Genomic DNA, 14,856 nt, shown 5'->3' on the forward strand with positions numbered 1-14,856 from the left:
TATACTTTTATTCCTTTTTATTCAAAAAAATCAATTGTTAAGGAGTGACTATTTAGTTGGCTTTATTTTTATTCAAAAGGACTGTTTTTGCTTTGTTCCACCAAGTAAAGTTTATATTTTCATGTTTCCATAATGGGATGGCTGGGAACAATTTTAAAAAGAAAAAAGAGTTAAATACTTGAAGATAAGCAATCTAACTCTTTTTATAGTACCCAGACCCGGGGTCGAACCGGGATGGATGTTACTCCACTGGTGTTTGAGACCAGCGCGTCTACCGATTCCGCCATCTGGGCTTTTGCAGGCGCAAAGATAGGAAATATTTTTTGAAAAAATGAAATTCATGAATAAAAAAAGGTCGTAATGTAGTGTGCAGGCTTGACTGACTCAACATTCTCTGATATTTTATTGATGTATATATAAGATAATCAGTGTATTTTAGGGCAGGATGTAATTGTTGTTGCTGTCAAAGATATTTCCCGACAAATGCACTGACCCGTTGGGTGTATTCCTCGCGGTTGTCGCGGTAAGAGACGGCATGGACAGCGCCGGGTACGATCCACAGCTCTTTATCGCCTTGTTTTTTCGCTTCATAGAGTGTATAAACCATCCACGTGGGGACATAATCGTCCGCATCGCCGTGGATAAAGAGGATCGGGTATTGGCTTTTTTCGATCTGTTTCAGTGCGGAGGCTTCGCGGAAGTCCCACCCGTAACGCCATTTACACAGCAGGCTCGTTGTATATAGCATCGGCATTTCGGGCAGTCCGAAACCGGCCTTTAATTCTTTCGAGAATTCGTCCCATACACTTGTATATCCGCAATCTTCGACAAAACAACGCACGTAATCGGGTTGCGGGTCGCCGGCCATCATCATCGCGGTTGCCGCTCCCATTGAGATTCCGTGTACAACGATCTGTGCCGAATCTCCGAATGCTGTATGGGCTACTTCCGCCCAACGCATCACGTCGTGTCTGTCGAGCCATCCCATACGGATGTGTTCTCCTTCGCTTTCTCCTCCGCCGTATAAATCGGGTAACAAGATGTTGAACTCAAGGTCGTGATGATAGAGATAGCCGATCATCAGCATCCGCACGGCGCTATCCGTGTATCCGTGAACGATCAGAGCGGTGCGCCGGGTCGATTGGGGTGCCTGCGCATAAAGCGCATGAAGGCGGACACCGTTGTGGAGGATAAACGTATCGCGCAAGGCGCCGGCCTGTTTCAGGCTGTCAGCCCAAGGCTTGATGAACGGGTATTCGGTAAACATGTACGCATACGATCCGTCGGTATCTTTGCCCGAGTTATTGGCGGGACAGAGCGAATAGTCAAGCATGTAAAAACTTCCTCCTGCAATCGCGGCGGATAGCAGGATCAGTATCCCGGACAAGAGATAAAGCGCACGTTTCATCGCGTTTGTAGTCTTTTTATTTTAGTCTTTTCGCAACGATTTCAGTAACCTAATCTCGGCCGCATAGCCATCTAATTCGTTCGGCGTTTCAAGATTGAATGGCAAATCACGCAGTGCCGGATGATTGATGATACGGGTGATTGCTTCGAGGCCGATATTTCCTTCTCCGATTTTGGCATGGCGATCTTTGTGGCTGCCCATTGGGTTAAGGCTGTCATTAAGGTGAATAACACGCAGTCTGTCCAGCCCGATGATTCGGTCGAATTCGTCTATCACCTCATCAAGCTGATGGATGATATCGTATCCGCCGTCGAAGATGTGGCATGTATCGAGACATACTCCCAAGAGATGCTCCAGCTCAACCCTGTCGATGATGGCACGCAGCTCTTCGAACGAACGGCCGATTTCGCTTCCTTTGCCGGCCATGGTTTCCAGCAGAACGGTCGTACGTTGCTCCGGTTTCAGGATCCGGTTCAGCATTTCGACGATGTAGTCGATGCCGATTTCTACCCCCTGTTTTACATGGCTTCCGGGGTGGAAGTTGTAGAAGTTCCCGGGTACGTATTCCATCCGTCGCAGGTCGTCGGCCATGGTTTCCGTCGCAAATTTTCGCAGACCAGCGTCGGCAGCGCAGGCATTCAGGGTGTAAGGCGCGTGTGCCACGATGGACGAGATATCGTGCTCCTTAGCCAGTTGAAGGAAGGCTTCCACATCTTTCTCATCGATAGGTTTGGCCGTTCCTCCCCTTGGATTGCGTGTGAAAAACTGAAAGGTATTGGCTCCGATACTCACGGCCTCTTTGCCCATGGCCAGAAATCCTTTGGAAGCCGATAAATGACAACCGATTCTAAACATGCTGTTTCTGTTCTTTTTTAATGAATAAATTTTACGATCTCGCATGGCTCCGACGTGCCAAACGTTTTCACGGTCTGAAACCGTCCTTCATACTTGTGAGAGATGAACCATACATAGCGATGGATGCTATTGATATATATACCGTTATTCTGTGTCGGATCTTGACGGAGCCGGGGCAATAGCAGATAATCGATGCCTCTTTCTACGAGGTAGCGATTCATCATGTCCGGATCATAGATGCGCAGGGTTGCAGGATCAACCTTTCGACATTTCCGTATAAAATCTTCCAGGTCGTTCGTGTGCACCATGCCTGCATTGTTCAGCATTTCCGCCGTATGGTCTTTTAGGCTGTCAGCCACCATATAAACGCCTGCCTGGTTTGCCTCTCTGCCTCCGATGTTTACAGGAGCCATGGAAGTTATGATATATTGAAGTTGTTCTCCATATAACGCTCGTTTATCGATGGCAACAATAAACGGCGTCTTTCCACTGTTCTTCAGATACTCCAGCGTGTCGATCGGAACCGTCAATGTCGCCGGTAATCCTGTAAAATCACGGTCGGCATAAATTTTTGAGATCGACGCCTTACGGCTGACGATAACGGCATCTTTCTCCAGATTGTGGGCAGCCCACTGGCTTGCCTTGATAAAATTCTGCCAGTCGGGCGTGAGGCCGTAAAGTGTTTCGCCAAGCATATTTTGCTGCAAGACGGGGATGTTGCGCGCCACCCGATTCTTTGATATGATGAGTGTACCTCCGCATACGACAAACAATAACATCGGGTAGATAAAGAAAAATTTTCTTAACGGTTTGGATTGAAACAGGTAGCACAGTCCTCCGAGCAGGAACAGAAGGATCAACGGATAATAAATCATGATCAGCCGGTCTTGTCCCCAGATGATTTGGAGCAGTACAAAGCTCGCAAAGTTCATCACGCCGATGTAGATTCCCACGAACAGTAGCGCCATATTCCGTCTGAATACGATAGCAAGTCCCGAAAAATAGAGCAGGTATATGATCACGGTGCGCCATACATCTATTTGGGGCAGGTTGCTGGGAGTTTCCGGAATGACTCCCATCATCTGGCATAAGAAAGCAGAAAGGTAGATTTGCGAATTGATGAGAAAGCGGTTCATGAAACCTGCCAAATCTTCCATTCCCTGGTTCGGAGCGTAGTAGTCTTTCGCTAAATAGTTTCGGATATCGTAAGCGCTACCGGCTTCAGGCCAAACAACGGTTTTGAAGAGTTGAAACGCCGCGAAGACAAGCACAGCGGCAACAACCGTATACAACAAGTCTTTCCATCGTAACTTTACCATGAAAAAGAGAGCCACGGCTCCTATAACAGCATATCCGATGCTGCGTGTAAGCCCCATACACAATGCCAGCATGCCGAGGATGAGGTATTTTTTCCAGTCTGTTTTCAAGGTGTAGGACACATTGCCGTTACGCAGAAAATAATTGGAAAAGAAGTAGAGAAAAAGCGCCTGAGTCAGCATAAACATCGGTTCGCTGTATGTATGGCTTGCATAGAAGAAGACGAACGAGCAAAGACTCGTAAGCAACAGCGCAGGTATCAGTACAAGTGCAGGAACGATGCCCCGAAAACTTTTATATGTGAGCCAGAGTGAAAGCAGAATAAAAACGGCCGACAGCGATTTAAGCAGGATCAGCTTGATCCCGAACACGCCGACGAACGGAGCAAGGACGATCGGATACAGCGGCCCGCGGAATCCCGGAAACCGGAAGTCTCGCCAGAAGTTTTGAGCGTTTATGATATAGTCGCAGTCGTCGCCGCTGAGGCTGACTTTGATGTCGAAAAGCAGGATGCTCATCAACGCTCCTAAAATCATCGAAATGATAAAAAATATACGTTCGTGCCGTTCAAAAAAACGGTTGATCCGGGTGTATGCTCCCTGAGCGGGACGCGGCTCGTGCGTCTTATCTCTGTATTGGTGTGCCTTTGTCTGTTTGAGGCTTTTTGTTCTGTTCATTTTCAAGGTCTGAATAATTTAAAATTGGCAAGTCGCATTTTCTGGAGACGGTAAGCGAGTGATACGCCTAATACGCCCCAGCCGTATGTGATGCTTCGCCCCAGGTTGATGGACGAGGCTTCCTCGAAGTATTTGGTCGGACAACTGACTTCGCCGATGCTGAAGCCCCTGTAGAAAATTTGCGCCAGCATCTGGTTGTCGAAAACGAAATCGTCCGAATTCCTCTCATACGGAACAGCCTGTAATACTTCTTTCGTAAAAGCCCGGTAACCTGTATGATATTCACTAAGTTTTTGTCCCATCAGTAAGTTCTGTATGAAGGTCAGAAAGCGGTTAGCAACGTACTTATAAAGCGGCATTCCTCCCGCAAGAGCACCTTTGCCGAGGATACGCGAAGCAATGACTACGGGATACAGTCCGTTAGCAATCATAAAGCAAATAGAGGTCAGCAGAAGCGGTGTGTACTGGTAATCGGGATGAAGCATCACCACGATATCGGAACCGATCTCAAGCGCTTTATCGTAACAAGTTTTCTGATTGCCTCCGTAGCCTTTGTTTTTTTTGTGTTTGATGACGTACCGTATCCCTAACTCACGAGCGACATCGGACGTATGATCCGAACTGGCGTCATCAACCAACACGACATGATCGACAATGTCGAAAGGAATTTCTGCATAGGTCTGTCGCAACGTTTGTTCGGCATTATAAGCCGGCATGACTACGGTTATAACTTTTCCTCGTATCATTTGTTGTTTTTAATAGCGGACGCAAAATTACGATTTTACGATGGAAAAACAATCGTGCATGCTATGAATATCTGTTTTTTCCATGTATTTTTGCAAGGTTTTAAAGGATGGAGACGACAACAGAGCACAAGAATAAAGGGGCAAATAAGTGGGTAAAAGGAATTGCCTGGCTGCTGCTGACACCCGTATTGCTGGTGTCGATTTTCTCGTTGCTCTTGTATGTTCCCGCTGTTCAAAACTTCGCCTTGAAGCATGTAACGCAATACGCCTCCGAGGCTTTGGGCATGAAGATCGGTGCAGGTCGCATTCTTTTGTCGTACCCATTGAACCTGACGCTACAGAAGGTATCGGTGCAAGATGCATCGCAAGACACGTTGTTTTCTGTCGGTGAACTGTCCGTGAAAATTCGTCCGTTGCCCTTACTCGACAAGGAAATTTGGGTATCATCCGTATTGATAACGGATGTATCCGTCCGTACGAAGCAATGGCTCGAAGGTATGAGTGTTGAAGGGCACATCAGCCAGCTTATGACCTATGGAGGCAGGGTGTATTTGTCGAAAGAAAAAGCCATGTTAAACCAGCTGTCGATTACTGATGCCGACATAACGTTGCAAATAGACTCGCTTTCAGCGTTATCGGATACGACAGATACGCAAGTCAATTGGACGATTCTGGCCAATCGCCTTCGTCTCCGACAGATTGCATTCCGGTTACGCATGCCTTCAGATTCTCTCCGTTTAGAGACTCTCATTGGGGAAGCGACACTTACAAATGGCTCCGTCGATTTGGGTGCGGGGCAGTATAGCGTGTCAAAACTGGATTTGTCAGACAGCTTTGTTTCTTATGATACCAACGACCAACCTCCTGTCGAAGGCTTCGATCCGTCGCATCTGCTACTTTCTCAAATCAATCTGGAGTTGGACTCGGTCTTTTACCGTGAGCCGGATAGCAGGGCTCATCTCCGCGCGTGTTCGATGAACGAACGTTCGGGCTTGCAAATTACTTCCCTTACCGGCCGTGTATGGAGCGACAACATCGCATTATCCGTCCCGTATTGCGAACTGCGCTTACCTCGTTCGCTGGTTGAACTGCGAGCGATGGTTCCCTGGAACTCTCTGGCCAAAGACCCGCTGGGTCGTCTGCAGGCTGAACTTACGGCATCAGTCCATTTGCAAGATGTTTTCGTGCCGATGGGCCAACGTATGTCTTTTTTAGAAGAAAAATATCCCGACACGTTGCTGACTTTTCATGCGGCCATCGAGGGTAATATGCGGCAGTTGTATGTTCACCGGTTTCAGGGCACCTTGCCCGGCGCGTTCCGGATAGATGCACATGGCGCGGCAGAACGGTTGACGGATGACGTATATCGTTCCGGAGAATTGTCTCTGAGTGTGCAGATGCAAAACAAGCAATGGCTGAAAACATGGCTGCCAGCCTTATCCGAAGGACGCATCAATATTCCGGACAGTTTGCGACTGAAGATGGATGCGACATTAACTCGCGGAGTTTATCAGGCGAATATGTTGCTCTCCGAAGGAAATGGAACGGCTCGTTTTTCAGGAAAGTATCATGCTTTTCAGAAGGCTTACGCAGCCGATCTGATGATTGATAGTCTGAATTTGATACGTTTCCTACCTAAAGATTCGATATTCCATGTGACAGGCTCGTTACGTGCCGAGGGAAAAGGGGCGGACTTTTTCTCGAAAGCGACCCATCTTATATTTGGTGGAGAACTGAAGGGGTTGCAATACAAAGATCGGTATATCTCGGGAATCTCGGTAGAAGGTACTTTCCGCGATCATCAGGCAAATGCCCGGATGGCGAGCGCTTATCCGTATCTGAAGGGAACGGTCACACTCGATGGAAATATACGTAAAGACAAAATTGCAGGGATGTTGATTGTCGACATGGATACATTGGATTTGCACGGGTTGAACGTAACGGAAAAACCTCTGTCCAACTCGTTTCAACTTTTCTCAGAAATCGATACGGACTTGAAGAAGCGACATCGACTGGACGTGACGCTCGGTAACTGGGAGATGGCAATGGAGAAACAGAAGGTGAGGCCGAAAACGCTGACCCTGCATGCGGCGTGCAACGAAGATACGACGCGCGTTTCATTCCATGCGGGCGACCTTGGGATGGTGTTGACAGGAAATACCGATTTGGAGACTCTTATCGGCAAACTGACCGATGTGTCGGATGATTTCCAAGAGCAAATGAAGAAAGATACTGTCGCATATTTGCAACATCTGACACCCTTATTGCCCGAGCTTGATTTACAGGTTGAAGCAGGGCATGATAACCCGTTGCAGAATTATTCGCAGGAGAATGATCTTTCTTTCGATCGTTTTTCGTTTTGGGCTTCGACATCTCCGCAGGATGGGATCAATGCAAACGGACTGTTGCTTTCGCTCATGAAAGACACGATCAAGATTGATACGGTACGTTTGAGCATCCGGCAAGATTCGACCGATGGATTGCGCTACACTTGTGATGTCACGAAAAACAGATTTCGACGACAGGAACCGTTTACGGCCGGTGTACACGGTAGGCTTCAAACCGGAATGGCCGATATCGAAGCCAGTTATCGGGATGCCCGCGGGGAAACGGGACTCCGGTTAGGCGCTCGCGCCACCAAACAACCCGAAGGTTTCCGCCTTGAGTTTTTTCCCGAAAATCCCGTGCTGGGTTTTATGCCGTTTACACTCAACAAAGACAACTACATGGAGATACGCACCCTGAAAGATATATCGGCCAACCTGAAGCTGATCGGTGAGCAGAATGCCTCCTTGTGGATTCATTCGACGGAAACAAATGGAAAAATGGATGAACTATCCGTCGAAATCAGTCAGATAAATTTAGAGAAAGTGTCGCACTTCGCCCCGATCCCTGTCATGGGAGGGTTAGCCAACGTGGCACTGCGCTATGTGCCGATGGAAAAATCGTTTATGGTGGCGACCGATGCCAGCGTCGATGATCTCGTTTATCAGGGAGGGAGCATGGGAGAGTTGTTGTTGAACGGGGTATATCTGCCGCTTGATAACGACAGACATCAGTTTGACGCACACTTCTTCCACAATCAAGCTGAAATCGCCATGCTCTCCGCTCTTTATCAGCCGTCAAAAAATCACCAGGTAAGCGGCACCATGACTCTCAGCCAGCTGCCATTGAAGATGCTGAATCCTTTTCTGGGCGAAACAGGCCGTATGCAGGGATGGCTGAATGGGCGAATGACTCTGGCCGGAACAAACAAAAAACCTTTATGGAATGGTCATCTGCAATTGGACTCGGCATTTGCATACGTGACGGCTGCCGGAACGGATATCCGTTTCGACGACCGTAAAATAGAAATGAAAAACAGCAAGATTCGTTTTAATAAATACAGTATTCATACGAATGGAAACAATCCGTTTATCATTAACGGAACAGTCGATATCAGTCGTCCGATGCACGAGACCGTTAATTTAAGGTTGACTGCAAACAACATGCAGCTGCTGGACACCCGCAAAGAGCCGGGAAGCATGATTTATGGCAAGATGCTGGTCGATCTGAATACCACCCTGAAAGGGCCGTTGCGTGCCATGTACATGCGAGGCGATCTGCATGTGCTCGGCAGTACAAACCTGACGTATGTAGTTCCGGAGTCTAAACTGGAGAGTCGTGATAACTTTGCCGATCTCGTCACGTTTACGTATTTCTCCGATACGATTTCCAAGCGTCGTCGGTGGGGCGAGACCTTGAGCACGGCTGAGACTGTTCAGCCGCTTCCGTCGGTGGGAAGTATGGATATGCTCATGACTGTTCGCATCGACCCCGTTGTCCGTCTGAAGATTGATTTGGGCGGTGAACAGTCGAACCGTATCGAACTGAAAGGAGGTGGCGATCTGTCGTTTCAGTACACTTCACTGGGTGATATGAGGCTGAACGGACGTTATACGATATCGGACGGACTGGTTCGATACAGCATTCCGGTCATTCCATTGACCGATTTTACGATTCGTGATGGCAGTTATGTCGAATGGCGAGGCAATCCGATGAATCCGTTCCTGAACCTTACCGCTTTAAGTCGGTTACGTTCGTCAGTCAATTTGGATGGTCAGTCGCAGATGGTCGATTTCAATACCGGCATTCAGGTGCGGCAGGAGTTGCAAAAGATGGCGTTGAAATTTATTTTGGAAGCGCCGAACAATGGCGCCGTGCAGAACCAGTTGGCTGCCATGGGAGAGGAGGAACGCAGTAAGCAGGCGATCAGTTTGCTGGTGACGGGGGTTTACTTGGCCGGTGCCGGTGCCGGAACAGAGCGAATGGATGTCGGGGCTGCCCTGAGCAGTTTGTTGCAGCGCGAGATCAATAATATGCTTGGCAGTTTGCTGGGAGAAGTGCCTTTTTCTTTCGATGTGAATACGTATGACGGTACCGACGGAAAAGGCCGGCGAATCGATTATCTCGGACGTTTTTATAAAGGTTTTATGAACGATCGTTTGTACACCACGCTGGGGATGAGGTATTCGACTAATGATCCGGTGACCGGCGACCGGTTTTATTTCGATGATGCATCGCTCGAATATCGTCTCGATACCGAAGGTTCCCGTTTCATCCGAATATTCAGTCAGAAAGATTACGAGAACCTGTTTGAAGGAGAAATCCGAAAGAGTGGGGGAGAGGTGATCTTCCGTCGTAAAACGAGACGGTTCGGAGATCTGTTTGATTTTCGCAGACAACCGGCTATCCGAAAGGAAGATGATTCGTACAGGAATGTGCCGGACAATGATTCGTCAGAGAAAAATGAAGAGGAGCAGGAAAAGGATGAATAGCTGGATCAGCACGGGAATTGTAGGGTTGCTTTTGGGCGGGTTGTGTGCGTGTTCGACGACGAAGAACTTGCCGAAGGGCGAGGTGTTGTATACCGGCATCGAGAGTATTACAGTGACCGATCGGGAGCATGTCCGTGAGGCCGACGAGGTATTGGGCAAGGTGGAAGAAGCGCTCGCATATCCGCCCAACAATGCGCTACTGGGCAGTTCGTCGAAGCGTACCCCGTTTCCGCTGGGGCTGTGGATGTATAATGCGCATGTCAACAAGAAGGGAGCGTTTCATGAATGGATGTTTCGCTGGCTTGCCGCGAAACCGGTTTTTATCTCGACGGTTACGCCGGCTACGCGGGCACGTGTGGCGCAGAATCTGCTACGTGAGAATGGCTATTTTACAGGGACGGCATCCTGCGAGATCGTGCCGAATAAAAAAGATTCGCTTAAGGCCGGTGTGCGTTACGAGATTACCCTCAACGAACCTTATACGCTCGATTCGATTTTTTACCGGCGCATGCAAAATCGGGGTGACACACTGCTGAAGCTGCAGGAAGATAAGCGACTTCTGCGCAAAGGCGACCGTTTCAGCATAGAGACGTTGGAAGCTGAGCGACAACGTCTCGCCACGATTATGCGAAACAACGGATATTATTTCTTTCGTCCCGAATACATCATTTATCAGGCGGATTCGTCGTTGCGCGAAAAAAAGGTCGATCTTCGTGTCGGACTGAAACAGGGCGTTCCGGAAACCTTGCTGCGTCCGTGGTATATCGGCCGCATTTCCATTTATCTGAGTGGCTACGACAACGAGATGCCCACTGACAGCATCTCTTATAAAGACCTTACCATTTATTATGAGAATAGATTGCGCGTAAAACCTTCCGTGTTATACAAGCAATTACAGTTTACATGCGGCGAACTTTATTCGCTCGAAAAACAGACCGAGACACAGCTTGCCCTAAGCAGGCTTGGCATCTTCCGTTATACCGACATGCAATATATGCCCACCGACTCGTCTCATACATCCGATACGATGAATGTTCAAATCCATACGTCATACGATTATCCGTTCAACAGCCGGTTTGAGATCAAGGCGACGATGAACGATAATAACTACGCCGGTCCCGGCATCGTACTTGGTGTTACGCGCCGCAACATGTTCGGCGGAGGCGAGACGCTGGCGGCTTCACTGTTTGGTTCGTACGAGTGGCAGACGGGAGTCCGTGCCGCCGGCCATACGGGGATGATGAACAATTACGAGGTAGGAGTGAAGGGCACGCTGACTTTCCCACGCCTCGTGCTTCCACGCTTGGGACGAGGCGCGTACGATTTCTCTGCCTCGACACGCATGGACGCACAAATCTCACAGCTTAACCGGGCGCACTTTTTCAGACAGCTCGTTTTCGGAGGAAGCCTCGCATACGAGTTTGTGCCGAATCCGATACGTCGCCATACTTTCACGCCTGTTCGACTGACATTTTCCCGTTTGCTCCATACAACTCAACGTTTCGACAGCATTGTCTCCCTCAACCCCTCGGTACGCCAGAGCTTGCAGGATCAGTTCATTCCCGCCATCGAGTATTCGTACACGCTCGATAACTCGTCCGTACGCGAGGAACGGAGTAAAACGTGGTGGCGTTTCTCCGTCTCCGAGGCCGGTAATCTCCTCTCCGGCGTTTATGCCTTATTCGGTCGCAGGTTTAACGACGAAAAGAGGCTTCTGGGTAATCCGTTCTCGCAGTTTCTGAAAGTCACGACCGAGCTTCGTTACAACCATTACATTAACCGCAATCACCGGCTTGCTTTCCGTGTTGGCGGAGGTGTGATTTACAGCTACGGCAACACCCTGCAAGCACCTTACGGCGAGCAGTTCTACGTAGGCGGAGCAAACAGCATCCGCGCCTTTACGATTCGTAGTGTAGGCCCCGGACGTTTTGCCCCCGATCGTGACAATCCGTATGCATATATCGACCAGATCGGCGATATCAAGTTCGAGGCGAATGCCGAGTACCGTTTCCGGCTGGTCGGTGATCTGGATGGAGCCGTCTATCTCGACATGGGAAATGTATGGCTTATGCGTAACGATCAGGCACGTCCCGGCAGTCAACTCAAATGGAAACATTTCCTCAACGACATCGCGACGGGCACCGGTGTTGGTTTTCGTTACGACATGGACGTGCTCGTCTTTCGCTTCGACATCGGTTATGCACTGCATTTTCCTTATTCGACCGACCGCCGAGGGTACTTTAATGCTCCCTCCCTCAGAGATGCGCTCGGCTTCCATCTGGCACTCGGTTATCCTTTCTGATCGTCTCCGTTTGGGTTTGGGCAGTACACCCCAAACATATTCCGCAATAAGGCTACGTTAATTTTGCGAGGCGCAAACCGATATATGACTACCGGTCGATAACGATCTTTTGGCTGTAGACTTCGCCGCTTGCGGTACGCACCGTAACCAGATAAATGCCGGACGAAATATCTGCTACATCCAATCTCCCGGCACGGTCGGCGGCGCGAAGCAGACAGCCTCCGAATGAATAGAGGCTTATCCGGCTGATCTTTTCTGCACTTCGGACGACGATCGCCCCCTCATGCAAACGAATCTCGCATGGAGCAATGGCTTCGATCTTTTCGTTAGGCGACAATCCTGGTTCGCGGAGATAGAGATGAAAGCCGTGAGGTTGAAGCAGCACTTCCCGGTTCTTATCGGTTGCTCCGATTTCCAGAAATGCAGCGGCATCACTGAAGATATCCTTCCACCTTCCTGTTGTCGGGAACTGTGCCGGGACAGAGAGCGGCTTGTCGGTGAAATTGCCTAACAGCAGCAGATCGGCCTCTGCATGTTGCAGTGCGATACGCCGGCCGTTCTCCCAGTCCGATGCGTCGGTATTCATCGTTTCCGATGCAGGTGAAGCAAACAGCCCGGGATATTTCCGGCGCAAAGCGAGCAGCCGGGCGTACGTATCGAACAGGTCATGGCGGTGCATCTCCTCGTAATAGTCCCACCGTACCGGCTTACGTCCTGTACGGCCATTCTCTTCGATCGAATAATCGTAGCCCAACTCGCCGAACTGCCAGATCATCTTCGGGCCGGGCGTACACAGCAGAAAAGCCGCATTGAGCGCCGCCCGACGGAGGCGTGTCGCCTCATCGCTTTTGACCGGCGGGATACCCCACGCTTTCGCCTTGTACATCGTGCGTTCTTCGTCGTGGCTCTCCTGATACGTCATCAGACGATGCTCTTTCCAGCCGCGCGAGGTCGCGCTTCCGCCCTTCAGGCTGCTGCCGTCCTTATAGCCCATGGCCGACTGGCAATAGGCGTGATTCATGTTGTTCCAGAGCAGCATCCCGTCGTCGGCCAGTTCTTTTTCTTCTTTGTTTTCGCAGAAATGTTCGAGGATCGTATATGCTTTCGGGTTGATTTTCCGAATATGCGCATGGTAATCTTTCAGAATCGCAATACGCGACGCATCATAGCGGGAAGCCGTAGCTTCAGTCGATTTCGTTTGCGTAAATCCTTTCGTCAGATCGAACCGGAAGCCGTCGACACGATAGACCGTCAGCCAATGCTTCAATACCCGTTTGAAAAATTCACGCGTACCGGAATATTCGTGATTAAAGTCGGAAAACACACTGTAAGGATGGGGTGCGTCGACGTTGAACCACGGATTGTCGGCGGCCGGCTTCCCCGTCGCACCATCCCAGTAGAGGCGTGCGAAAGGATGCGACAGCGTCGCATGATTGAAGACGACGTCGAGGATGACCGACATGCCCCGCGCATGAGCCTCATCGATAAAGCGTTTATAGTCGTCGGGCGTACCGTAGGCCTTGTCGGGTGCAAAATAGAATGACGGGTTGTACCCCCAGCTGTCGTTTCCCTCGAACTCCTGTACGGGCATCAGCTCAACGGCATTCACGCCCATAGCTTTCAGGTAGTCCAACTTGCCGATGGCTGCCGTAATCGTTCCCTCTTTCGTAAAATCGCGAACGAGCAACTCATACACCACCAGCCGGTCGGCAACCGTCGGGTCGAAGCCGCTCGTCTGCCATCGATACGGCTCTGCTCCCGCACGCATCACCGAGACGATGCCTTCCGTCTGCATCGGATAAGGTTTCAGGTCAGGATAGACGGTGACGGGAATGGCACGGTCATTCCACGGATCGAGTATCTTCTCGGCATAAGCATCCGCAATCTTGAATGCATTATCAATAAGATACTGGAACGCATATTCCTTTCCTTTCTTCAGTCCGCCGACTGTTCTCCACCAGTGGTCGCCGTCACGGTACATCTGCCAGTCGTTGCTCTTTGTCCAGCGGTTGAAGTCGCCCAGAAGATGCACGTGACGCTTGCCGGGCGCATAGAGCGAAAGCACCACAGAGCCGTCTTCACGATACGTTATGCCGTCTGTTATTCCCTCCGGACGCGGCTTACGTTCGGGCGTCGCAGGAACAAACGCCTGCTCGTTCAGCGTCACAAAGATGTCGGTATTGCCTTCTCCTTTCCCTTCTTTCTGTTTGTCGCCGCTGCGGAAAACGAAAGCCAGCTTAAGAATCTTCTCGTCTGCCGGCACACCGTAATAGGCTCGTATATTTGGCGAAAGGGTCAGTTGCCATCGGTCGCCGCCCAACGAAGCAAGTTTGTATTTTTCCTGATTGTCTCCCCACGAAGAAGCATACTTCCAGTCGCTTCCGCTCGTGCTCTTGTCCGTGATCACACCGGTATGGGCATAAACCGGGCCGGCATATCCTTTCAGTCCGCCATTTCCTTTCGACGCATCGAAAATGATTTTCACCGTTCCGACCTCCGTCACAATGGCAGGGTCGGTCGTCACCTGCGCCATCGTTACGAACGATGTCAGGAGAAGTAAGAATAAAGAAAGAAACCGTTTCATCCTATAAAAATTAATGAGTCCTAAAATGTTATCGATAGAACAAAAATACAAATTATTTATCAATCAGCGTTCTTTTGACAAATTCTTTGAGCCATATCCGCAAAGAGAATCCATGGAAAAGATGGTCACAGGATAGCATTCCGGAAAGGG

The 14,856-nt window shown here is 49.7% G+C and carries 7 protein-coding genes and 1 tRNA gene; 2 read left to right on the top strand and 6 right to left on the bottom strand.

The annotated features are described in order from the left end of the window. Nucleotides 1–209 precede the first annotated feature (209 nt). The 5 genes from ACTTKA_RS08845 to ACTTKA_RS08865 form a co-directional block, all read right to left on the bottom strand. Nucleotides 210–293, bottom strand: a tRNA-Leu gene (locus ACTTKA_RS08845). A gap of 170 nt (nucleotides 294–463) precedes the next feature. Beyond that, nucleotides 464–1,408, bottom strand: a complete 945-nt coding sequence (locus ACTTKA_RS08850; protein ID WP_385979128.1) for an alpha/beta hydrolase — start codon at nucleotides 1,406–1,408, stop codon at nucleotides 464–466. 21 nt (nucleotides 1,409–1,429) lie between these two features. Beyond that, a complete protein-coding gene (locus tag ACTTKA_RS08855; RefSeq protein ID WP_442724753.1) occupies nucleotides 1,430–2,263 on the bottom strand; it encodes a deoxyribonuclease IV in 834 nt (277 codons plus the stop codon). A 17-nt stretch (nucleotides 2,264–2,280) separates the two neighbouring features. After that, entirely contained in the window at nucleotides 2,281–4,257 is a 1,977-nt protein-coding gene (locus tag ACTTKA_RS08860; RefSeq protein WP_442724754.1) for an ArnT family glycosyltransferase, read from the bottom strand. 2 nt (nucleotides 4,258–4,259) lie between these two features. After that, a complete protein-coding gene (locus tag ACTTKA_RS08865) occupies nucleotides 4,260–5,003 on the bottom strand; it encodes a glycosyltransferase family 2 protein (RefSeq protein ID WP_442724755.1) in 744 nt (247 codons plus the stop codon). Between the two features lie 107 nt (nucleotides 5,004–5,110). Here ACTTKA_RS08865 and ACTTKA_RS08870 point away from each other — a divergent pair, with 107 nt between their 5' ends. Beyond that, complete coding sequence (locus ACTTKA_RS08870) at nucleotides 5,111–9,820, top strand: translocation/assembly module TamB domain-containing protein (protein WP_442724756.1); 4,710 nt, start codon at nucleotides 5,111–5,113, stop codon at nucleotides 9,818–9,820. After that, nucleotides 9,813–12,122, top strand: coding sequence for a translocation and assembly module lipoprotein TamL (tamL, locus tag ACTTKA_RS08875; protein WP_442724757.1), 2,310 nt, complete (start codon nucleotides 9,813–9,815; stop codon nucleotides 12,120–12,122). The genes ACTTKA_RS08870 and tamL overlap by 8 nt, the downstream gene beginning before the upstream one ends. 88 nt (nucleotides 12,123–12,210) lie before the next feature. On the opposite strand, the gene ACTTKA_RS08880 is transcribed toward tamL, so the two are convergent. Further along, nucleotides 12,211–14,706: an alpha-amylase family glycosyl hydrolase gene (locus ACTTKA_RS08880; RefSeq protein ID WP_442724758.1), complete on the bottom strand. Its 2,496-nt coding sequence runs from the start codon at nucleotides 14,704–14,706 to the stop codon at nucleotides 12,211–12,213. Nucleotides 14,707–14,856 lie beyond the last annotated feature (150 nt).

This window comes from Tannerella sp. (assembly GCF_052170195.1).
Lineage (GTDB): Bacteria > Bacteroidota > Bacteroidia > Bacteroidales > Tannerellaceae > Tannerella.

Bases quoted from the DNA above. Each gene is read 5' to 3' on its own strand.
- ACTTKA_RS08865 (WP_442724755.1), bottom strand. From the start codon at position 5,003: ATGATACGAGGAAAAGTTATAACCGTAGTCATGCCGGCTTATAATGCC.
- ACTTKA_RS08870 (WP_442724756.1), top strand. From the start codon at position 5,111: ATGGAGACGACAACAGAGCACAAGAATAAAGGGGCAAATAAGTGGGTA.
- ACTTKA_RS08880 (WP_442724758.1), bottom strand. From the start codon at position 14,706: ATGAAACGGTTTCTTTCTTTATTCTTACTTCTCCTGACATCGTTCGTA.
- ACTTKA_RS08855 (WP_442724753.1), bottom strand. From the start codon at position 2,263: ATGTTTAGAATCGGTTGTCATTTATCGGCTTCCAAAGGATTTCTGGCC.
- ACTTKA_RS08850 (WP_385979128.1), bottom strand. From the start codon at position 1,408: ATGAAACGTGCGCTTTATCTCTTGTCCGGGATACTGATCCTGCTATCC.
- tamL (WP_442724757.1), top strand. From the start codon at position 9,813: ATGAATAGCTGGATCAGCACGGGAATTGTAGGGTTGCTTTTGGGCGGG.
- ACTTKA_RS08860 (WP_442724754.1), bottom strand. From the start codon at position 4,257: ATGAACAGAACAAAAAGCCTCAAACAGACAAAGGCACACCAATACAGA.